Source organism: Desulfoluna sp. CYM3A, from assembly GCF_056829965.1.
This window is the reverse complement of record NZ_CP186556.1, coordinates 5,138,207-5,158,141: the sequence shown is the minus strand read 5'-3', so window position 1 is coordinate 5,158,141 and position 19,935 is coordinate 5,138,207. Positions and strand designations below refer to the sequence as shown.

Annotated in this window: 15 protein-coding genes; 10 read left to right on the top strand and 5 right to left on the bottom strand. The window is 61.6% G+C overall.

Translation table 11 applies throughout. The features are described from left to right. The first annotated feature begins 426 nt into the window (after positions 1–426). The 3 genes from ACOYW1_RS26130 to ACOYW1_RS26120 all read left to right on the top strand — a co-directional run bounded on the left by ACOYW1_RS26130 (position 427) and on the right by ACOYW1_RS26120 (position 3,148). Positions 427–1,191: a hypothetical protein gene (locus tag ACOYW1_RS26130; protein ID WP_482418383.1), complete on the top strand. Its 765-nt coding sequence runs from the start codon at positions 427–429 to the stop codon at positions 1,189–1,191. Positions 1,192–1,213: 22 nt separating this feature from the next. Beyond that, positions 1,214–2,029 carry a DnaJ domain-containing protein gene (locus ACOYW1_RS26125; protein WP_482418382.1) on the top strand — a complete coding sequence of 272 codons (816 nt, stop codon included), beginning with the start codon at positions 1,214–1,216 and terminating at the stop codon, positions 2,027–2,029. Positions 2,030–2,335: 306 nt separating this feature from the next. After that, positions 2,336–3,148 carry a 2-amino-3,7-dideoxy-D-threo-hept-6-ulosonate synthase gene (locus ACOYW1_RS26120; RefSeq protein ID WP_482420307.1) on the top strand — a complete coding sequence of 271 codons (813 nt, stop codon included), beginning with the start codon at positions 2,336–2,338 and terminating at the stop codon, positions 3,146–3,148. 441 nt (positions 3,149–3,589) lie between these two features. Here ACOYW1_RS26120 and ACOYW1_RS26115 read toward each other — a convergent pair whose 3' ends face one another. From ACOYW1_RS26115 to ACOYW1_RS26105, 3 genes are all read right to left on the bottom strand, one after another. Then, positions 3,590–4,318: a CocE/NonD family hydrolase C-terminal non-catalytic domain-containing protein gene (locus ACOYW1_RS26115; protein WP_482423826.1), complete on the bottom strand. Its 729-nt coding sequence runs from the start codon at positions 4,316–4,318 to the stop codon at positions 3,590–3,592. Further along, positions 4,260–5,336: an alpha/beta hydrolase gene (locus ACOYW1_RS26110; protein ID WP_482420306.1), complete on the bottom strand. Its 1,077-nt coding sequence runs from the start codon at positions 5,334–5,336 to the stop codon at positions 4,260–4,262. Before ACOYW1_RS26110 ends, ACOYW1_RS26115 begins: the two co-directional genes overlap by 59 nt. Positions 5,337–5,491: 155 nt before the next feature. Continuing rightward, entirely contained in the window at positions 5,492–6,331 is an 840-nt protein-coding gene (locus ACOYW1_RS26105; protein WP_482420305.1) for a glycosyltransferase family 2 protein, read from the bottom strand. A 156-nt stretch (positions 6,332–6,487) separates the two neighbouring features. On the opposite strand from ACOYW1_RS26105, the gene ACOYW1_RS26100 reads away from it, so the two are divergent. The 7 genes from ACOYW1_RS26100 to ACOYW1_RS26070 all read left to right on the top strand — a co-directional run bounded on the left by ACOYW1_RS26100 (position 6,488) and on the right by ACOYW1_RS26070 (position 16,089). Next, the gene (locus ACOYW1_RS26100; RefSeq protein ID WP_482420304.1) at positions 6,488–6,958 is read left to right on the top strand and encodes an HAD family hydrolase; all 471 of its coding nucleotides are present in this window, start codon (positions 6,488–6,490) and stop codon (positions 6,956–6,958) included. 644 nt (positions 6,959–7,602) lie between these two features. Beyond that, positions 7,603–8,259 (top strand): TetR/AcrR family transcriptional regulator, encoded by a 657-nt coding sequence (locus ACOYW1_RS26095; protein WP_482418378.1) that lies wholly within the window; start codon positions 7,603–7,605, stop codon positions 8,257–8,259. Then, positions 8,259–10,151: a TolC family protein gene (locus ACOYW1_RS26090; protein ID WP_482420303.1), complete on the top strand. Its 1,893-nt coding sequence runs from the start codon at positions 8,259–8,261 to the stop codon at positions 10,149–10,151. Before ACOYW1_RS26095 ends, ACOYW1_RS26090 begins: the two co-directional genes overlap by 1 nt. Then, positions 10,138–10,638 carry a TolC family protein gene (locus ACOYW1_RS26085; protein WP_482420302.1) on the top strand — a complete coding sequence of 167 codons (501 nt, stop codon included), beginning with the start codon at positions 10,138–10,140 and terminating at the stop codon, positions 10,636–10,638. The genes ACOYW1_RS26090 and ACOYW1_RS26085 overlap by 14 nt, the downstream gene beginning before the upstream one ends. 51 nt (positions 10,639–10,689) lie before the next feature. Continuing rightward, complete coding sequence (locus tag ACOYW1_RS26080; protein WP_482420301.1) at positions 10,690–11,793, top strand: efflux RND transporter periplasmic adaptor subunit; 1,104 nt, start codon at positions 10,690–10,692, stop codon at positions 11,791–11,793. Beyond that, a complete protein-coding gene (locus tag ACOYW1_RS26075) occupies positions 11,790–14,852 on the top strand; it encodes an efflux RND transporter permease subunit (RefSeq protein WP_482420300.1) in 3,063 nt (1,020 codons plus the stop codon). Before ACOYW1_RS26080 ends, ACOYW1_RS26075 begins: the two co-directional genes overlap by 4 nt. Before the next feature lie 103 nt (positions 14,853–14,955). Next, positions 14,956–16,089 carry a GGDEF domain-containing protein gene (locus ACOYW1_RS26070; protein ID WP_482420299.1) on the top strand — a complete coding sequence of 378 codons (1,134 nt, stop codon included), beginning with the start codon at positions 14,956–14,958 and terminating at the stop codon, positions 16,087–16,089. 22 nt (positions 16,090–16,111) lie between these two features. On the opposite strand, the gene ACOYW1_RS26065 is transcribed toward ACOYW1_RS26070, so the two are convergent. Both ACOYW1_RS26065 and ACOYW1_RS26060 read right to left on the bottom strand, forming a co-directional pair. Next, a complete protein-coding gene (locus tag ACOYW1_RS26065) occupies positions 16,112–18,508 on the bottom strand; it encodes an ATPase, T2SS/T4P/T4SS family (protein ID WP_482420298.1) in 2,397 nt (798 codons plus the stop codon). Continuing rightward, the gene (locus ACOYW1_RS26060; protein WP_482420297.1) at positions 18,505–19,917 is read right to left on the bottom strand and encodes a sensor histidine kinase; all 1,413 of its coding nucleotides are present in this window, start codon (positions 19,915–19,917) and stop codon (positions 18,505–18,507) included. Before ACOYW1_RS26060 ends, ACOYW1_RS26065 begins: the two co-directional genes overlap by 4 nt. Positions 19,918–19,935 lie beyond the last annotated feature (18 nt).

Genomic DNA, 19,935 nt, shown 5'->3' with positions numbered 1-19,935 from the left:
CAGCGTCGGTCGTGGTATACTTTATATCATATGACTTGAGGCGCGTGCCCCACGCCCCCCCTGTAACCACCTGAAACAGGGCGCGTATCTCCGCAGCAGAGCCCTTCCCCGGATTGACAAGACAGGGCTGTTTCAGTATCATGAACGGCTTGATATTGGGCGCGGAGGGGCGATTGAAGGGCATCCATGCTCCACCGCAGACCATGCATCGCGAGTGCACAGCAACCCGCCCGGGGGATGGCAACACCACCCCCGCACCGAGGGAGGAGACCTGTACTGATGGCCTCGCAGACTCATGGATCAAGCCATTCTCTCCTGTCGGGAGGGGCGGTAACAGGTAAGGCGTAGGGTGGTGCGAGGCGCTATTTCACGTCGGCTAATTACAACGCATCATTAATTGGCGCTCAGAACCACGGGGTTGTTGACATGGAATCAGAAAACAGAAACCGCATCGGGGTGGCCTCACTCTTTGATGCGGAAGAGATAAAAGAGTACTTCAATACCTTTTTTATTCTTCTCTCGGGTATTGAATTCGTCATTTTTGTGGCGCACTTCATCGGCTCCATCGGCCCGGAAAGCGGCCCCTTCCCCTGGAAACAATACTTCTTCGTCTCCTTCATCGCCCCCCTTGTCATGGTGTTCCTCATCGGCCTTGTGGTCATCGGCTTCAACTTCTATCTTTTCGGCAATGCCCCGGACATGGAACCGGAAGAGGGGGCAGACGGCGAGGAGGAGGGACGCGGGCGCGGAAACCTGGGGCGCACCTTTCAGAGCTTTGTCTCTGTGATCCATCAGCTCCCGGCTTTGGCGGGCATCTTCATCCTCGGGCTCGGCTCGGTGGTGCTCTACAAGCTCGACGTGATCCTTGCCACCATCGGCCATGTGGGGGAGCGCACCGCCTACTACCTCTTCATCGGCCTGGGCGCCCTGGTGGCCGGAACCCTCATCTTTCTTCTCTTCTGGCTTTTCTGGAAATTCAAGCTGCAGAAATACCAGATGGAGCAGCGGTGGAACTACCGCAACCGGGTGATGGAGAAGACCGGCCTGATTATCCTGGACAACAACACGGTGATCAACGAAGAGGGCAAGGTGTTGGTGACCGACGAGAGCCTTAAGCAGATTGAAGGCGATATCATCGATGAGAAGCTGCTTCCGGAGTTCGAGGACGTGGAAGAGCGCATCTCCCAATAAGACTATTTTTATAAGCAGGTTCATGGAACAGACCGACTACTACGCCACCCTCGACGTCGCCAAGGACGCCGACGCGAACACCATCCGCGATGCCTATCGAAAGCTCGCGTTGATTCATCATCCCGACCGCAACCGGAACAACCCCGAGGCTGCGGAGAAGATGAAAGCTGTCAACGAAGCTTACGCCGTCCTTTCCGACCCGGACAAGCGGCGCAATTACGACGCCATGCGCAGTTCCTACGGCTCCGGTGCCGCCCATCGTTTCCGCCAGGATTATACCGATCAGGATATCTTCAAGGGCACGGACATCCATGCCATTTTCGAGGAGCTGGCCAAGGATTTCGGGTTTCGGGGGGGCGATGCCATCTTCAAGGAATTTTACGGCAGCGGCTGGAAATCCTTCCATGCCTCACGGCCCGGGTTTTTCATGAAGGGCTCTTTTTTCAGGTCTTCGGGGGGCGGTGACCCCCGGAGCGTGGGTGAAAAAGGCGGTGGCGGGTTTTTAGGCGGACAGGCCGCCTCCCTTTTGGGCTCCCTTCTCTCCAAGGGGTCCAAAAAGGGCGGGGACGTCATGGACACCATCACCATCGAAAAAGCCCTGGCGGCCTCCGGCGGCCCTTTTGCCTACTTTCACAAGGCCCGGGGAAAGAAACTGGTGGTGAAGATTCCCCCCGGCGTGCGGGAAGGACAGAAGATTCGCCTCACCGGCATGGGAAAAGAGGGCAAAGGGGGCGGGCGGCCCGGGAACCTCTACCTCAAAGTGGTCTACCGGAAAAATCTCTGGGAGCGCATCGTCAGCCTGGTAGGGGCGGTGGGGCGCTTCGGCAACTCTAAATAGCAACAGTTTTAAGGTTTTTTCGGTCAGGGTGGATCAAAGGTATAACCCCTGCTTGACAAGGGGGACGGTGTTCTGGTAACACATTTGTTCATGAATCGATCACTCACCCACACCCGCGCATTTTTTTGGTTTTTCTGGTTTTTTACCTGCGCCTGGGGTGTTTGCCGATCGTATTGAACCAACCAAAACGACTAAGCAAAGGGCCGCAGGCGACGACAAGCCGGCGGCCTTTTTTTGTTTTTAAAAACCACACACCCACCAGCCGCCGCCGAAGATCAACCCTGCAGAGCCGATGAAGGAGGAGCCATGCTTCTTGGAAAAGCCATCAGACTCGAACGCGTCTTCAACCGCAACACCGGAAAAACCATCATCGTCCCCATGGACCACGGCGTCACCGTGGGCCCCATCTATGGGGTGGTGGACCTGAAGGGCACCGTGGACAAGGTGGCCGAAGGCGGCGCCAACGCCGTGATCATGCACAAAGGACTGCCGCGCCGGACCCATCGGGGCCACGGCAACGATATCGGCCTCATTATCCATCTTTCGGCAAGCACCGTGCTCTCTCCGTTCCCCAACGCCAAGACCCTGGTGGGCTCCGTGGAAGACGCCATCCGCCTGGGTGCCGATGCCATCTCCATCCACGTGAACTTAGGGGACGAAAAGGAGATGGAGATGCTGGAGTCCTTCGGCCGCATCAGCTCCGAGGCCGCCTCCTGGGGTATGCCGCTCCTGGCCATGGTCTACGCCCGGGGGGCCGGGATCCGGGACGAGTACGACGTGGAGGTGGTGAAGCACTCGGCGCGCCTGGCCGAAGAGCTCGGAGCCGACGTGGTGAAGGTGCCCTACACCGGCTCCCCCGAGACCTTTTCCAAGGTGGTGGACGGCTGCTGCATCCCTGTTGTCATCGCCGGAGGGCCCAAGATGTCCAGTCACCGGGACATCGTGCAGATGGTCTACGATGCCAACCAGGCCGGAGGTGCGGGCCTCTCCATCGGCCGCAACGTTTTCCAGGACGAGAACCCGGCCCTCCTCGTAAAGGCCTTGAACGGCGTGGTGCACCAGGGGAAAGGCGTGGATGAGACCATGGATTTTCTGGAGGCCCATCTTCAAGGGGCATAGCCGGAGACGGCTCCCGGGAAAAAGCCCGGGCAGGGAAAACAAACGAGGCAGGCTCACACATGATAAGCGCCGCTGCAGACAGATTGCAGCGGCGCTTTTTTTGTGACGATTCAAACGCCTGCCCCCGGCGGCAAGGTGTGCCACCTTGAAAGCAGGTAGCGGATGTGATTTGCCCCTCGTTCCTGGGGCAAATCACATCCGCATTTAAAACGGCATTTATGCATATATTTTTTTATGACCTGTTTGTTAAACTTTTTGTAACTATTCAGTTGCCTCCGGCGGGTCGCTTTTTTGAAAAAAAGCTCCGCAAAAAACGTTTCTAAGAAAATGTCGGAATTGTTTCGGCGGAGCCTATAAATGATTACTTGAGACCTGTTTATCAAACTTTTTAAAAGTTTGGCCCCCGGCAGGGCCGCCGGAGGCTGTTTTAAACAGGGCCGTTTACTGCAGCCACGGAATTTCGAGGAACGAGCCTTCTCCGTAATGGAAGGTGATGTCGAATCCTTCGTCCGAAGGCCTGCTGTAGGAGATGTCAAAGGTGTCGATGGCCACGGCCAGGCGGTGGCCCTTGGGAACATTTGCTGCGGTGGTGATGAAGTTGAACTCGTAGGTCTTGGCCATGCCCGGCTCCGCACTGGGCATGAGCCGGTCGGACTCCAGCAGGACCAGGGGAGCATGGGAGATGAGGGTCCCGATGCCCAGGGCATCCACGGTGTAGAGGTGGGCGATGAGCTGCACCCGCTGGGCAGACGGTGTGAGGGTAAGGCTCAGGGTTGGGGTGCCCGCCAGGGTGCGGGTTGTGCTCACCCGTTCCGTGGCAAAGACGATGGCTTTGCTGCGGCTGGAAAGCGGCAGGCTGGCCGTGATGTTCAGGGCCTGGGTGTGGGCCTCCAAAAGAGAGCTGAGCAGGGGGATCCCCAGGGTGAGGCCCGAAACAAGGCCAGAGGAGATGGTATCCGACTCATCCCCTGCGTGGGTTGCCAGTCCCCCTCTGTAGCTGTACCAGGGCCGGTGGGTGAGGTAGCGCTTCTCCGGGACGATGTCGTTTTCTATGGGGGGCCGTGAGATGCCTTCGAGGTGGGTGCCGTTGATGTCCTTGATGTAAAGGTGATCAAGGTAGTGGCGGTCTGTGGAGCTTTTGTTGTCGATGGAGATGGGCGGGTTGTCCATGATCCCTGTGTCCATCTCCTTGAGGTGCTCGTCGAACCAGGCGTAGGCACGGTTTCCGGCGTGTGTGGCCATGGCTGTCGCGCTCCTCGGTTGAGGCGTGGATCCCCCGGTTAAAGTCGATGCGCTTGGCCTTGACGTTGAGGCCGTAATAGAAGCGGAGCATCTGGTTGGGGGTAAACAGAAAATCCTGAAGGTTGGTGCTGATGCATACTGCCAGGTCCCGGTCCTCATCGTTGAATCGCTCCAGGAAATTGACGGGGGAGCGGTCCAGGGCCCAGGGAAGCAGGGTATCGAAGTGGGCCTCGTGCTCATGGTTGAAGAGCTGGTCCGTGATGATGCTGAGCTCAGGGTCCAGGTTGGCCGCGATGTCGCCCATGCCCACGAGGATCACCTTGACCCAGACCGGCTTGGGGCTCTGGTTGAGGTAGAGGGAGTCCACCAGATCTCCCCAGGGGACCATGGCCATCACCGCCTTGACCCGGGTGTCGAAGGCGGCCCCCATGAGGGAGAGGCCTCCGCCCAGGGAGATGCCGCACATGCCGATCCTGGCGTCGGAGTCGTCAGCGACGCTTCCGTCCGGAGCCTTCACAACCCCGGTTACCGGTGTGTTGGCCGTGAGCCAGTCAATGAGGGTGGTGATGTCGGACGTGTCCTTTCGACCTCCCACGTTCACCACGCCTTCGGACTGGCCCCAGCCCCTGGCGCTGTAGGAGAGGACGATATAGCCTTTCTCACAGAAGCTTTTGGCCTGGACCCAGTACTCGTGCTCTTCCATGAGCCAGCTGTTGGGCATCACCAGGGCGGGGAATGTCTCCCCCGGCACCTTGGGCTCGGGAAGAAAGAGGTTGCAGGAGAGGGTGACCCCGTCCTCGGGGTTGGTGATGTGCAGTGTGTCCTGATAGGTCCAGCGGTAGTCGGAGGGGCTGAGGGTAAATGTTTCGCCGGGCATGGTGCCCATGGCATGGGCCGCTTGCATGGGGGCAAGGGCCAGGAGAAAAGCAGCTATCCATCGAATCATTGGGTGATCCTCCTTGGGTTGGAGACCTTTCCCGTGACATTCAGGGGGGGGAGTGAAGGTCATGATGTGGAACGCTGTTTGTATGAATGAATTCGGTATTATGTTAGAGCAGGGTGAAGGGTAAATCAAGGATAAAGGCTAAGAAAGAGAGGGGGTTAGATGGTTTTTGTCGGGATCGTCTGGTTAACCAGACGGGTGATGGCGTCGGCCTCCTCGTCCCGTCCGTGTTTTCGGCAGCCTCCGGCGTAGATCCGCCCCTTTTTCTCTAAAACAGCTCGTGTCGCCTCGGCCTGGGCCGTGGACAGGACGCCGCTCTTCAGCAGTTTCACCAGGGATTGGATACGGAACCGGTCCAGAAACGGGGTTTTGGAGAGCTGGTCCTCGTGGCCTCCGTGCTTGATCACCAAAGGGGAGGGTGTCGTGTAGACAGGGGTTGTGCAGGCGATCCTCAGCCAGAGGTCGTAGTCTTCGCAGGCGGGAAGGGTCTCGTCGAAGAGGCCGACCTCCTTGAAGAGGGTGCCATGGAGCATCACCGCCGACGGGCTCACCAGGCAGAGGTGGAGGGATGCCTCAAAAATGTCCCCGGAGGGTTTTTTGTGATGCTTGCACGGGTTCACCCGTTTTCCGTTTCGGATCCAGAGCTCTTCGGTCTGGCAGATCCGCGCCTCGGGGTTGGCTTTGAAAAACGCGGCCTGTTCCGAGAGCTTTTCCGGCAGCCACCGGTCATCGGAATCGAGGAAGGCGATATATTCCCCCTGTGCTGCGGCAATCCCGTGGTTTCGCGCCCGGCTTACGCCCCCGTTGTCCAGGGTGATGACCTGAAGAGCGTCCCCGTAGGCTGCCAGCAGGGACGGTGTCTCGTCCGTGGAGCCGTCGTCCACCACGATGAGTTCCACCTCGGGGTAGTCCTGGGCCAGGACCGAATCCACGGCGTCGGCCAGGGCCCAGGCCCGGTTGTATGTGGGGATGATCACGCTGATCAACGGGTTGTTCATTCTTCCTCCAGGGTGGTGTATGGTATAAGCATCCCGGCAGATAGCCGTGCCGCGTCTCCTTAAGAGCCGTCCAGGCCCATGGCCTGTGACCTTCAGGGAGTGCATGGGCGCATACTTAGCACTTTTTTCCAAAAAAATCGACGCGAGGGGGTTTCCATGATCAACGAATCCATTCCGGGTTTTTCCGATATTGCCGTTTCTCACCTGGTCCTTGACTACAACGGGACCCTTGCCCTGGACGGGAAACCCCTGGTGGGGGTCAGGGAGCGTATTGAGGCCCTGAGCGGGTCCCTGACCATTCACGTGGTCACCGCCGACACCTTTGGCCGGGCCGGGGACGCCCTGGCCGACTGGCCCGTGTTTCTCACCGTCCTGACCCCCGGGGAAGAGGCGGAGCAGAAGGCCACCTATGTGCAGACCCTGGGCGCAGATTCGGTGGCGGCCGTGGGCAACGGCCGCAACGATTGCCGCATGCTGAGCCTGGCCTGTGTGGGCATAGCTGTTACAGGGCCGGAAGGGGCGGCCTCCCCTGCCCTGATGTCCGCGGACATCGTGTGCCCGGATATACTGGCAGCCCTGGACCTTCTCCTGCATCCCAACCGCCTGAAGGCCACCCTCCGGACCTGAATCGGTCTCGCGAAAGCGGTGGTGTAACGATTTCGCTCAAAAGCGCCTCCGGCGGCCCTGCCGGGGGCCAAACTTTTAGAACGTCAGACAAACAGGTTTTAAACCATCATTTCCAGACTCCGGCGAAGCACGGGGGCATTCAGGAATGTTTTTTGCGGCGATTTTCAATAAAGCGCCCCGCCGGAGTTATTCCGGTTAAAGTCAAGCGAATCCCAAAAGTTCTGCATCGTGTTTTTAGAAGAATGAAACGGGCCTCTCCTGCAAAGACGGTTGCCGGATGTCACACAACACGCGAATGCCCCGATAACGAAGGCAGAATGGCTGCCTTCATGCATTCGCCATAGGGTTTCAAGGTGCCCCCACCTTGCCGCCGGAGGCAAGGTGAACAGTTACCATCGATTCTTTCTTTATTTTTATGGCCACCGGCGCGTTTCGCCCCGCGGTTACGTCCGGTCGTCCCTTTCTCCCATGTTTTCCAATCCTTCTCTCCTGTCTGTTACCTGCGAATAAATATTGACATTCGAACGAACGTTCGTATATCTCCTATAACATTGTTTCTTTCATAAAAACCGAGTTTGCCGGATGACGTGTTCTTTTTTGTCCGCAGGGACGGGCACGCCGCCATGCCGGAGAAGGGACCCGTTATGCTGCCTTTCAAGTCGACCCGTCAGGTCATCATCGATGCCGCAGGGGCCTTGTTTGCCAGAAAGGGCCTCGACGGAACAGGTATCCGCGAAATCGTCAAAGAGGCGGGGACCTCTCTGTCGTCGGTGAATTATCATTTCACCAACAAGGAGGGACTCTACCTGGCGTGTATCCGTCACATCATGGAGGAGAAACTGGATCTGCCCGGCCTGTTCGGCACCCTGGACACCGGGGAGTACACCACGCCGCAGCAGGTGTCCGATGTGATGGGGTACATGATGCACCGGTGCCTCCTGGCCCTGCTCGGGCCGGGGGTGCCCGAATGGTACGGCATCCTCATGGTTCGGTCCCGCATGGACCTGCACCCCAAATCGTCGCGGGCCCTCATGCGGCTGGAGGAGCCCCAGAAACTGAGGACCTTTGTTCGGGAGCATGTCCCGGGGGTCGGTGACTCCTTTGTGCAGTACTGGTACGTCAGCGTCATGGCCCAGATCCAGTACTACATCATGGAGCGGGAGGCGGTGCTCATGGCCTTTGACCTGCCCGGGTACGATAAACCTTTTTTAACGGCCACGGCCAGCTACATGGCCGAGAGCATGACACAGGTCCTGGGCCTGCCGGCCCCGGACCACCGAGAGGTGGCAAGGAGGCTTTGATGGGTCATGGGGGGAGGCGGTGGGCAGGGAGCGGGGGAAAGAGGGTGGCGGGGTGGGTGCTGGTCTGGCTGATCCTCCTTGGGGCGTCTGTGCCCCACGCGGCGCCGGTGCGCAGGGTCGTGGGGGTTGTCATCGGAGGTGCTGCACCTTCCCAGGACGCCTTGCTCACGCGGGTGCGACACGAACTTGCCACCCTTGCCGGGCCGGAGATGGAGTTGGTACTCCCCGAAGGCAAGGTGTGGCGGGGAGAGCCCACCCCGGAGGGCATGGCCTCGGCCTTTGACGCCCTGGAGGCCGACGGTGAGGTCGCCTTGGGTGTGGCCCTGGGGTACGTGGCCTCGGGGGTTGCTGCAGAGAGGACCCGGTGGAACACCCCGGTGCTGGCCACCCACCTGTTGACCCGTCCGGAGGCTTCGGTCCCCGGGTTCCGGGGCATTGTGGTGGGGCCTTTGATCCGCACGGGGCTGGGGCAGTTTTTCGGGGCAGTGACAGTGCCCCGGGTGACGGTTCTGGTGGATGAGCAGGCCCGGCTCATCCTTCCCCGCATCGAGGCGTTTCTGGGAACCGTTCCTTTTTTGCAGGAGGTGCCCTGGACCCTGCGCACGGTCCCTGCGCGGGGGGATGCCCTGCGGGAGGCGGTGCGGCACGAAACGGGCGGGGTGATTTTTTCCCCGTTTCCCGGGATGTCCGAAGCGGCCATGGCCGGGGTGGCGGCAGAGCTCAGGGCCGGGAAGCGCCCCTCCTATGCCATGGGGGGAAAAAAGGATGTGGAGGCCGGGCTTCTCTTCGGGTCGGTGCCCAAGGGCGAGACCAGGCGTCTTGCCCGTCGGACGGCATTGACCCTGTACAGCATGGCCCGGGGCGAGACGGTGGGGACGGACCGGGATGAGTGGGCCGTGGAGGGAACCCCGGTGATTCATGTGGGAACGGCAAAGGCCATCGACTTTTCGCCGCGTTGGGAGCTGTACCGTTATGCGGAAAAGGTGGGGGAAGAGAGCCCGGAGCCGGTGCTCCTCTCCCTGGCGGAAGCCATGGAACGGGCCCGGCTGTACAACCCCGACCTGGCCTCGGAGGCCCGTCTGGTGGAGGCCGGGGCACAGGAGTCCAAGAAGGTGCTGGCCGCCTTGCTGCCCAGCATTGAGGCGTCGGTGACCGGGATCCGCATCGACGAAAACAGCGCGGAGAAGAGCCGGGGCACGGAGTCCGAAGATACCGTCAAGGGCAGCCTGACCCTGACCCAGGTGATCTATTCCGAAGCGGCCTTGAGCGGCTACAGCGCTTCAAAATCTTTTCAGCTCTCCCGGGAGGCGGAGCAGAAGGCCCGGGAGCTGGATAAGGCCCTGGCCGCGGGCCAGGCCTATATCAACCTGCTCAAGGCGCGCAGCCTGGCAGCCGTGCGCAAGGGAAACCTGGGGGTGACCCAGGAGAACCTGGAGAGGGCCCGTGCCCGGAAACAGGTGGGGGCCCTTAACCCGTCGGAGCTGTTCCGGTGGGAGAGCGAGGTGGCGAGCAATCGCACGGAGCTTCTCAACGCACGGGTTCAGGTGCGGTTTGCGGCAAATGCCCTGAAGCGGCTGTGTGGCATGGAGGTGACCGATACGGTGGACACCCTGAACGGCGAGGCAGACCAAGCGGTTCTTTTGACCGTGCACCCGGCGTTCCGGGAGATGCTGGACCGGCCCACGGAGTTCGGGGCCCTGGTGGCCTCCCTGGTGGACGTGGGCCGGGAGGCCTCGCCGGAGCTTCTCCAGGTGGACCATGCCCTGACCTCGGGCCGTCGCCGTGTCCGGGGGGCTCGGCGTGCCTTCTACCTTCCGGAGGCGGCCCGAGGGGAGCTGTCACCGAGATTTTTCCTACCGGGGCGGTTACGATCGGGTGTTGCCCAATTATGATGAGAAGGAGTGGTACGTGGCCATCCAGGCGAGCTTTCCCCTGGCCACGGGGGGCGAGCGCCTGGCCGACCTGCGGCAGGCGGCCGAGGAGACCTCGGCCCTCTCTTTGAAGCGGCGTTATCTCATGACGGTGCTGGCCGAGCAGATCACCGACGCCGCCGACGCGGTCCAGGCCACCGGGGCCACCATCGGGCTGGCCGCCACCTCCCGGGATGCCGCCGAGAAAAACCTTGCCCTTGTCACCGACGCTTACGCCGAAGGGGCCGTGGCGGTGATTACCCTGCTGGACGCTCAGAATACGGCGGTTTCAGCGCGTATTGCCGCAGACAATGCAGTCTACGATCACATGGAGCGATGCTCTCGTTCTCAGCGTTTGCTGGGGCGGTTGGATTTTTCCGGGGGGGCCGGGGAGACGATGGTCAGGCGGCTCGCAAAGGCCGTAGCAGAGGAGGTTGGGAACAGAGACGCGGGCATGGCGCCGATGTGATTGCTGGCCACGTGATTCATGAACCGAGACGGAATTGCATAAGGAGAGGGTATGGGCGGTCGGGTGTGGAGAGGAGTGGTTCTGGCGGCAAGCCTGTTGGCGCTGGAATGCGTGGGGTGTTCGGAGGACAGGGCGGCCGAGGAGGTTCACCTGAGGCCGGTGCGGGTGCAGAGGGCGGTGCGGGTTGCCCCTGAGGTCTCCCGGGTTTTTTCCGGGTATGCCCTGGCCTCGGTGGAGTCCAGGCTCAGCTTCAAGGTGCCGGGCACCCTGGAGCGAATCCCGGTGAGGTGGAGCCGTCCCCAGTGCCGGGACCTTGTGGCCTCCCTGGACGACCGGGACTACCGCCTGCGGGTCCAGGAGGCCGAAGCGGGCCTGGACCAGGCCAGGGCACAGGCCCGCAACGCCGCCCTCTCCTATGAACGGGCGCGGCGGCTCTGGGAGAACGACAACATCTCCAAGAGCGATCTGGACCGGGCCCGGGCGGCCTGGGAGTCGGCCACGGCCCAGGTGACCTCCATCGAGAAGAAGCGGGACCTGGCAAAGCGCCAGCTGGGGTACACCCGCCTGGTGTCGCCCATGTCGGGTTCGGTGACCATGGTCCTGGCCGATGAGAGTGAAAACACCGGGGCCGGGGTGCCGGTGGCCATTCTTGCCTCCGGGCGCCGGGTGGAGGTCCATGTGGATATCCCCGAGGTGATGATCTCGGACATCCGTGCAGGGCAGGCGGTGGCCGTGCGGTTTGCCGCCATGGGGAAGAGGCCCTTTCCGGCCGTTGTGTATGAGGTGGGCACGGCGGCCACAGGCTTTGCCGCCACCTACCCCGTGACCCTTCGCCTTGTGGAGGAGGTCAGGGAGGTGCTGCCCGGCATGGCGGCGGAGGCGACTTTTCGATTTCCGGGGCGCGGTGGGGAGCGGTTCCTTGTTCCTTCCCATGTGGTGGGGCAGGATGCGTCCGGACCTTTTCTCTTTGCCGCAGAGCCCGACGGGGAGGGCAAGGCCACGATCCGGCGCCTTCCCGTGGCCGTGGGAGCCCTGACCCAGGACGGCCTTGAGGTCTTTTCCGGCCTTTCCGGCGACGAGTGGGTGGTGACGGCGGGCATGAGCCGCCTGAGCCATGGCATGCGGGTGCTGCTCAAAGCCGGGGAGGCGCCATGATGCACATCACGGAAGCGGCGATCCGCATGAACCGGGTGACCCTGGTGGTGATCCTCATGGTGGTGCTGGGGGGCTGGGTGACCTTGCACAGGCTGCCCCAGGACGAGGATCCCGGGTACATCATCCGGGTGGCCATGGTCACCACCTATTTCCCCGGTGCCAGCCCGGAGCGGGTGGAGCAACTGGTCACCGACAGGCTGGAGAAGGCGATTCAGGAGATCTCCGAGCTCGATTACGTGGAGAGCGAGTCCCGGCCCGGGATTTCCATCATCTATGTGCACATCGACGAGTCATACAAAGAGATGCGCCCCCTGTGGGACGAGCTGCGGCGCAAGGTGGACAGGGAAACCCCCAGGCTTCCGGAAGGGGTCATCGGGCCCTTTGTGAACGACGACTTCGGCGATGTGTTTGGCCAGGTCCTGGCCCTCACCGGTGAGGGGTACACCTACCGCGAGCTCAAGGATGTGGCCGACGAGGTCCGTGACGAGCTTCTCCGCATCGACAACGTGGCCAAGGTGGAGATCATCGGCGCCCAGGAGGAGCAGGTGTTCCTGGAGTTTAACTCCGCGCGCCTGGCCCGGTACGGCATTTCGCCCCTTATGCTTCAGCAGGTGCTCTCTCAACGCAACATCATCATCCCCGGCGGGGCCCTGGAGTCGGGGCAGGAGCGGATCAACCTGGAGCCCACGGGGAACTTTGAGGCCGTGGCCGAGATCCTGGATACGGTGATCTCGGTGCCGGGCCGCAAGGAGGTGGTCTACTTAAAGGACCTGGTGGCCGTGACCCGGGGGTACAAGGACCCGCCCTCCACCCGCATGCGATTCAACGGTGTTCCGGCCCTGGGCCTGGCCATCTCCATGTCCGACGGCGGGGATATCATTGCCCTGGGCAAGGAGGTGACGGCCTTTACCAAGCGGCTGGAGGCCCTCTATCCCATCGGCGTGGGGTTTCAGTTCCTGGCCCGTCAGCCCGAGCGGGTCCATCGGAGCGTCAGCGATTTTCTCTCCAACCTCATGCAGAGCATCGTGATTGTCTGCATGGTGATGCTGGTGAGCCTGGGGGTGCGGACCGGGCTCCTCGTGGCCAGCCTCATCCCCGTCACCATCCTCATGGCTTTTTTGCTCATGGGCTTTTTTGGCATCGGCATCGACCAGGTCTCCCTGACGGCCCTGCTGATCTCCCTGGGAATCCTGGTGGACAACGCCATTGTCATGAGCGAGTCCATCATGACCCAGGTGCGGGAGGGCCAGAGCGTGGCCGAGGCCGCGGTGACCTCGGCAAAGGAGCTGGCGCGTCCGCTCCTCACGGCCTCGTTGACCACCTCCTTTGCCTTTTTGCCCATCTACATGGCCAAATCGTCCACCGGGGAGTACACCTCACCCCTGTTCAAGGTGGTGACCCTTACCCTCCTCAGCTCCTGGGTGCTGGCCCTCACCATGATCCCTTTGTTCTGTGTCCGGTTTCTGCGCGTCAAGGGGCCGGATAAGGAGCCAGGGTATCAATCGCCTTTTTATAACCGGTACCGGCGGGCCCTTCTGGGGGTGCTGCGCCACCGCCTGCTGTTTGTTACGGCCATGTGCCTTGCCTTTGTGGTGGCCATGGCGGGGTTTCGGTACGTGCCCAAGCGGTTCATGCCGGACTCGGACCGTCGCATCATCACCGCCACCGTGGAGACGCCCCCGGGCTCGGACATCGCCCACACCGAAGCCATGGTCAAGCAGATGGAAACCTTCATCCAGGCCAACCTCATGGCGGAAGAGGGGGGAGAAGGGGTGGTGAGCTGGGGGAGCTTCATCGGCGAAGGGGCTCCGCGGTTTATCCTCTCCTACCGGCCGGACCCGCCGGAGAGCAGCTTTGCCTATCTCCTCATCAACACCACCTCCTTTGAGGCCGTGGCCGAGGTGGTGAACCGGCTTCAGGATTTCTGTGACGCCGAACTCCCCGAGGTCCGGGCCAAGGTGTCCCGCCTGTCCGTGGGGCCGCCGGTGAACCATCCTGTGGCGGTGCGTATCTCCGGCAAGCGGGATGCCGTGCTCTTTACGCTGGTGAATGGGCTCAAAGAGCGTCTGCGCAAGGAGCCGGGGGTGCGGGAGGTGGGGGATGACTGGGGGCGCCACACCCGCAAGCTGGTGGTGCGGGTGGACCAGGAGCGGGCCCGGCGCGCTGGCATCACCAGCCGGGATATCGCCCTCTCCCTTCAGGGAACCTTAAGCGGCATTCAGGTGGGGCAGTACCGGGAGGAGGACGACCTCATTCCCATTGTGGTGCGCTCCGTGGCCGAGGACCGAAACGACATCGAAAAATTGGAAGGGCTGCGCATCTACAGCCTGGCAACAGGCCAGTCCGTGCCTTTGAGCCAGGTGGCCCATATGGACACGGACTGGCAGCACGGTAAGATCATTCGCCGGGACCGGCTTCGCACCGTGGAGGTGTACGCCGACCTCTTCGAAGGATTCAACGCCCTGGCCATCAACGAGAAGGTCTCGGCCTGGCTGGCGGAGCAGAGCGGCGGCTGGGGCCTGGGATACCGTTACGAGGTGGCCGGGGAAGCGGAAAAGTCGGCCAAGGCCAATCAGGCCATCGCCGATGAGCTGCCCTTTGCCGCCATGCTGATCATGCTGCTTCTCATCCTTCAGTTCAACTCCCTGAGGCGGACGGCCCTGCTTCTCTGCATCGTGCCCCTGGGGCTCATCGGCGTCACCGTGGGGCTTCTGGTGGCGCGATCCTATTTCGGGTTCATGACCCTTCTGGGGGTGGTGGCCCTTTCGGGCATTGTGATCAACAACGCCAACGTGCTGCTCGATCGTATTCGCATCGAGATCGAAGAGAACGGGCTGGAGCCAGGCGACGCCGTGGTGATTGCGGCCCAGCGGCGGCTTCGTCCCATCCTGCTCACCACCCTCACCACCGTGGGCGGGCTCATTCCCCTCTGGGTGGGAGGCGGGCCCCTTTTCGAGCCCATGGCGGTCTCCATTATTTTCGGGCTGGTTTTTGCCACGGTGATCACCCTGGGCATGGTGCCGGTTCTCTACACCTTGTTTTTCAGGGTTCGCCTCTGAGAAGGCAGAAAGGCTTCGCGACAACGGACAATGGACCACACGGTGGGGGCGGTCTCCGCCCTCCGTGTGCCTGGCAGGTAACGCAAGCAACGGGGTGACAGGTATGTCCGAGACAACATTCAACCAGGGGCTTCGGCTCAAGCGGTTTGCCATGGCCGCAACCACCTATCTTCTGTGGCTGGGGCTTTTTGCCTATGTTCGCTACATGGGGCTCTCCCAGATCCCCTGGCCCGTGTTGTGGCGGTGCACCTGCCTGGTGGCGTTGTGCAACATTGCCTTGCTGCTGGTGTTTCTGAGCGGGTTGAACCGATGCTTCAAAGATCCGAGCCTTACCCTGTTTCAGATGGGCATGGGGACCTTTTGGGTCATGGTGGGGGTCTACTATTCGGGGGAGGCCCGGGGCGGGCTGCTTCTTCTTTACCTCGTGGTCTTTGTCTACGGGCTCTTCCGGCTCAAGGTCCGGCAGTTCCTCTTTCTCTCGGCCTTTGCCATCGCAAGCTACGGGGCGGTGCTGTTTCTCCTCCAGAGGCAGGACCCAGCCGGATTCAACACCCGGCTGGAGGTGATGAACCTGCTCATCCTCATGGTGGTGCTTCCCTGGTTTTCCCTGGTGGGGGGCTACATCACCAGCCTTCGGGAAAAGGTGGCCCGGGCCATGGTCACCATCGAGAAGCTGGCCATCCACGACGATCTCACCCAGGTGTTCAACCGCCGCCAGATGTTCGAGATTCTGGAGCGGGAGAAGGCCCTGGGGGATCGCGGGGTTCACCCCTTTTCCATCTGCATCTTCGATCTGGATCACTTCAAGCGGGTCAACGACACCTTTGGCCACGAGGCGGGGGATATCGTGCTGCGCACCGTGGCCCAGGCCATTCAAAAGAACCTGCGGGACATCGACCACATCGCCCGGTACGGGGGGGAGGAGTTTATCCTTATTCTTACCAATTCCGGGGTAAGTGAGGCCATGCAATGCGCCGAGCGGGTGAGGGTTCTCACCGAAGGGCTTGCCTTTGAGGGACTTCCTGCGGATTTTCGGGTGACCATCTCCGTGGGGGTGACCAAGTACACCCCGTCCGAGGACATCAAGGCCTCCATTGGCCGGGCGGACGACGCTTTGTACCGGGCAAAGAGCAAGGGAAGGAATCGGGTGGAATACGAACCGGCAAGGCGCAGGGACGGTCAAGGTCCGGCTGGAACACGGGAGAAAAAGGGGGAGGGAGCCCATCCCGGCATGTGATGGTGACGGCCGGATGGGTTTTTCAGCGGTCGGTGACGCGGGTGGCGCAGTCCGGGCAGCCGTTCCAGTCCGGCTCCAGGTAGCACCCGCAGTTGATGCACTGAAGCAGGATCCGTCCCGAGCAGAAGGGGCAGTAGCGGTGGCGCTCCCTCAAGTTGGCGTTGCAGTGGGGGCACTTGACCTCCAGGGTGTTCTGGGGGCCCAGGACCCGGAGTACCTCTTCGGCGGTGGTGACGCCCTGGTTGATTTTGGTCCACCCGTCTTCCACCAGGGGTTTCATGCCGGCCCACCGGGCAGCCCGGGTGAGTTCGGACTCTGAGGCGGCGGTGTTGATGAGCTGTTTGATCTCCTGGGTGACGGTGAGGATTTCAAAGAGGCCGGTGCGTCCCCGGTAGCCCGAGTTGTTGCACCGGTCGCATCCTTTGCCGTGGAAGGCCGGGAAGGTGCCTCCGTTGGCGTTGATGCCCAGGGCATCGATGGTGGCAGGGGAGAGGGCCTCCTCTTCCTTGCAGTTGTCACAGATGCGGCGGACCAGACGCTGGGCGATGATGCCGCTTAAGGCCTCGCCGATGACGTAGGGCTGGATGCCCATGTCCCTGAGGCGCGTGATGGTGGGGATGCTGCCGTTGGTGTGGAGGGTGCTCAGGACCGTGTGGCCGGTGAGGGCTGCGTGGAAGGCCACTTCCGCAGTCTCGAAGTCCCGGATCTCTCCCAGCATGATGACGTTGGGGTCCTGCCGGAGGATGGCCCGCAGGATGATGGGAAAGTTCAGGCCGATCTTCTCCTTGACCATGACCTGCTCGGCCATGGACATGAAGTACTCCACGGGGTCTTCGATGGTGGTGTAGTTCTTGGTGACCGAGGCGTTTTCCTGCATCAGCGAATAGAGGGTACTGGTCTTGCCGCTGCCCGTGGGGCCGGTGGTGAGGATGCACCCCTGGGGTCGGTTGATGAGGCGGGTGACCATCTCCTTTTCCTCGTTGGTAAGCCCCAGGTCCTCCACGCTCTTGATGGAGGCGTTGCGGTCCAGGATGCGGAACACCACCTTCTCCCCGTTGATGGTGGGCAGGCAGGAGAGGCGGATGTCCACCATTTTCGAGGGGGTCTTCACGGTGATGCGCCCGTCCTGGGGGCGCCTTCGCTCAGAGATGTCCAGCTCGGCCATCACCTTGATGCGGGAGACGATGGCCGGGTGCATGGTGATGGGGACGTGGATTTTGTCGTTGAGGAGCCCGTCCATGCGGTACCGCACCATGACGTATTTGGTCTTGGGCTCGATGTGCACATCCGAGGCTTCGTGGCGCAGGGCGTCGGAGATGATGGCGTTGACGATGCGAATGGCCGGGGGCTGGTCCTTGGCGATGAGGAGCTCTTTGAGGTCGGCTTCCTCGTCCTCTTCGTCGAGGATGATCTCAATGGCCTCGGTGGGGTCCTCCATCTCCAGCACGGTGAGCTCATCCAGGCCCGCCTCTTCCTCTCCGTAAAGCTCCTCGATTTTTTTGATGATCTCCTTGCGCGTGGCAATGACCGGCTCCACCCGCAGGCCGGTGATGAACTGAAGGTCCTCGATCTTCAGGTATTCGCTGGGATCGTTCATGGCAATCATGATCCCGGTTTCCGTGCGCTTCAGGGGCACCAGCAGGTTGTTTTTGCAGATCTCCCGGGGAATCAGGGCCACCAGGGCCTCGGGCGTGCTGAACTCCGCGGGGTAGACGCGGTTGATGCCCATCTCTCGCTGGATGGCGTTCAAGATCGTTCCCTCGTCCACCAGGCCCATCTCCATGAGCACCTGGGGCATGGGCAGGTTTTTCTTTGCCTGGATTTCCCGGGCATTTTCCAGGTCATTTTTTCGAAGGAGGTTCTGCTTCATCAGGATGGATCCCACCTGGCTCCGGTGGGTGTTGATGAAACGGCTCATCTGGTTGATACGCTTGGTCTGGGAAACCTGGTTTTTTTTCAGGGCCCGGTTTTCCCGGATGAGGTCGTACTGCTCCAGGGCCAGGCCCACAGTGATACGCAGGTCTTCGTCGCTCCAGGGCTTGGTGATGAACTTGTAGACGGCTCCCTCGTTCACCGCCCCCATGATGGCTCCCACGTCGGCATGGCCGGTGAGCATGATGCGGATGGTGTTGGGGTACTCCCGTTTGATCCGGCGCAGGAGGTCGGCGCCGGTGATGCCGGGCATGCGGTGGTCGGTGATGATGACGTGGATCTCCTCCTGCCGGAGGCACTCTAAGGCCTCTTCGCCGCAGGACGCGGTAAAGATGCGGTAGGTCTCCTTTCGGAAGATGCGTTTCATGGCCGACAGCACACCGGCTTCGTCATCCACAAAGAGAATGGCGTAGGGCCGGGAGTCCTCGGGGGGCTCTTCCGAGTCGGGAGGGTCTTTGCCCAGGAAGAGGGATGCGAGTCGGCTCATGGTTCCTTCTCCTCGGCGTGAAGGGCTCGGTGCAGGGGCAGGCGCAGGGTGAAGGTGGTGCCTTTGCCCTCCTCGCTTTTGACGCTGATGGAACCCCGATGGCGCTTGACGATGTTGTAGACCACGTTGAGGCCCAGGCCGGTGCCCTTGCCCACGGGTTTGGTGGTGTAGAAGGGGTCGAAGATTTTTTTCAGCTTTCCCTTGGGGATGCCGGTGCCTGTGTCGGCGATGGCCACCACGGCATGGGTGCTGTCGTGACGGGTGGTGACGGTGATGGTCCCTTTGTCGGTGATGGCCTGGGCCGCGTTGACCAAGAGGTTGATGAAGACCTGGTCAAGTTGCCGGGCGTAACACTGCACCGGGGGAAGGGGGCGGTAGTCTTTTTCCAGGGTGACCTTGTATTTGAGTTCGCTGCCCACGATGTTGATGCTTTTGTCCAGGTTGGTGTTGAGGTCGGCCAGGCTGAGGGTCTCCTCGCCGGGGTGGGCAAAGTCCTTGAGGTCCTGGACGATTTTCCGGATGCGTTCGGCCCCGTCGATGGACTCGTTGAGCAGCGGTGGGATGTCTTTGAGGATGAAGTCGATGTCCGCGCCTTCGTCAATGTGGCGGAGTTCCGACAGGAGGCGGTCTGTTTTCTCTCCGGTGAAAAGGCCTGCCCGGTCGGCCTCGTCGATGAGGTCTCGCTGCAGGGTCACAAAGCGGATGAGTTCTCCGGCATACTCGTCGAGGCTGTTGATGTTGCTGGTGATAAAGCCCATGGGGTTGTTGATTTCGTGGGCCACCCCGGCGGCCAGCTGGCCGATGGAGGCCATCTTCTCCTGCTGCATGAGGTGTTCCTGGGCTTGCCGGATCTCTTCGGTTTTCCGTTTAACCTCCTTGTCCAGGCTGGCGGCCAGGAGCCGGTATTTTTTCTCGGATTTGGCCAATTGGGCCGCTTTCTCCTTGAGGTCGGCAAAGGTGTCTTCCACCACCTCGCCGTGGACCCTGGAGGCCATGGCCAGGCCGCATCCGCTTTTCATGATCTGGGTGATGGCCGTGGCCAGGATGGCTTCGGCGGCCGCCAGCTCGTCGGTGGGGACATTGCCGTCGGGGTTGAACCCCAAGGCCAGGTAGCCCAGGATGTCCAGCTCGTGGACCAGGGGCGTGAGGATCACCCATCCCTTGGGGGTCTCGGTCAGGGCCCTTGTCCCGGGCCGGGTTTCAGCCAGGCGTTCCCCGATGGCGCGGGTCACCTCCCCGCAGCTATCCTCCGGGAGCAGGGGCGTGCCGTCGGGCATGAGCACCGAGAGGTGGCCCAGGCCCAGGGGCGGGGCCGCACGGGCCCAGGTGAGGACGACCTCCGAGGGGAGGAGGTCCCTCAAGGAGTACTCCCTGTCAAAGGGGGTGATGGTCTCATGGGAACGCTCCATGGGCGGGACTCCTTGGGT